1 protein-coding gene is annotated in these 1572 nt (G+C 71.1%); it reads right to left on the bottom strand.

Features of this window, described 5'->3' with window-relative positions; all coding sequences use genetic code 11:
- A partial coding sequence (locus ACZ6ZT_RS35200; RefSeq protein ID WP_469724518.1) for a beta-ketoacyl reductase occupies positions 1 to 1572 on the bottom strand: 1572 nt, incomplete at both ends.

Raw genomic sequence — 1572 nt, 5'->3', positions numbered from 1 at the left:
GCACACCAGGCTCCGGATCGAACAACCCCGCCACATCCCAACCCCGATCAGTGGGCATGGGGCCGATGACGTCGCGTTCGTCCATGAGCAACTTCCACAGTTCCTCGGGAGAGTGGGCCTCGCCCGGGTAACGGCAGGCCATACCGACGATCGCGATCGGCTCTTCGGGGGCGACGGCCGGCCGGGCCGTGTCGGTCGGGTCGCTCCCGGCAACGTGGGGCACGGACAGGCCCAGCGCCTCGCCGTGCAAGAAGTCCGCCAGCGCGCCGGGGTTCGGGTGGTCGAAGACGACAGTGACGGGAAGGACGACACCGGTCGCGGTGCTCAGCCGGTTGCGGAGCTCCAGCGCGGTCAGCGAGTCGAACCCAGCGTCCTTGAAGGACCTACGCGGCGCCAGGAGTTCCGTCGTGTCGTGCCGCAGGACGGCAGCCGCCTCGGCTCGGACCAACTCGACTAGTATCCGGCGCTGTTCGGGCTCCGGCAGCGACGCGATGCGCTCGGCGAGCGCGGCGCCAGGCTCGTCGGTCCCGGCATCCTCCTGTTCTGCCCCCTCCGATCCCAGCGCACGTCGCGCCTCGGGTAGATCCGCGAAGAGTCGTCCGCGCCGCAGCGCAGCCGTGCGCGGAGCGAACTGGGACCAGTCCACGTCAACGACGGTGCGGCAGGTCGCGTCCTGGTCGAGCGTCCGTTGCAGCGCCTCGATGCCGGTGGCAGGCTCAAGCGCTCGGATGCCACGGCGGTTGAGGCTCACCTCTCCGTTGCCCTCGGCCATGCCGCCGCCACCCCAGAGGCCCCAACTTATGGAGGTCGCCGCAAGTCCGCCGGCACGGCGCTGCTCGGCGAGCGCGTCCAGAGCCGCGTTGGCCATGGCGTACGCGGCCTGGCCGCCGTTACCCCATACGCCGGTGACGGAGGCGAAGAGGACGAAAGCGTCAAGGTCCAGGTGTGCGGTGAGCTCGTGCAGGTGAACGGCGGCCGTCGCCTTGGGGCTCAGGACCCCGTCCAGACGTCCGGGGGTGAGTGTGTCGACCGTCCCGTCGTTCAGCACACCGGCGGTGTGGAAGACGGCGGTCGGCGGATGCGCATCGAGCAGCGCGGCCAGCGCGGCACGATCGGACACATCGCAGGCCGCGAGCGTGACCTGAACGCCGGAGGCCCGCAACTCTCCCGCCAGCGCATCCGCGCCGGGCGTTTCCGCACCACGGCGACCGATCAGCACCAGGTGCTCGGCTCCGTTCCGGGCCAGCCACCGGGCCACCCGGGACCCGATGGCGCCCATTCCTCCAGTGACGAGCACGGTGCCGCGCGGACGCCATTCCGGCTCAACACCCGTGGGCTTCCGATGGCTTGCCTGAACGACGCGTCGGCCGTAGGCGCCTGAGGGCCGCACCGCCAGCTGATCCTCACCGTCTGCGATCCCGGCGGCCAGCGCCCGTACCGCCAGACCCGCCGTACGCGCATCGGCGTCCGCCGGGAGATCGATCAGACCACCCCAGCGATCGGGGAGTTCAAGAGCGGCGACCCGTCCGAGCGCCCACAGTTGCGCACCCGCCGTCTCCGGCACCTCACCAG

The organism is Streptomyces sp. NPDC102258 (genome assembly GCF_055584685.1).
The sequence above is the reverse complement of the archived record's forward strand: the minus strand, read 5'-3'. Positions and strand labels throughout refer to the sequence as shown.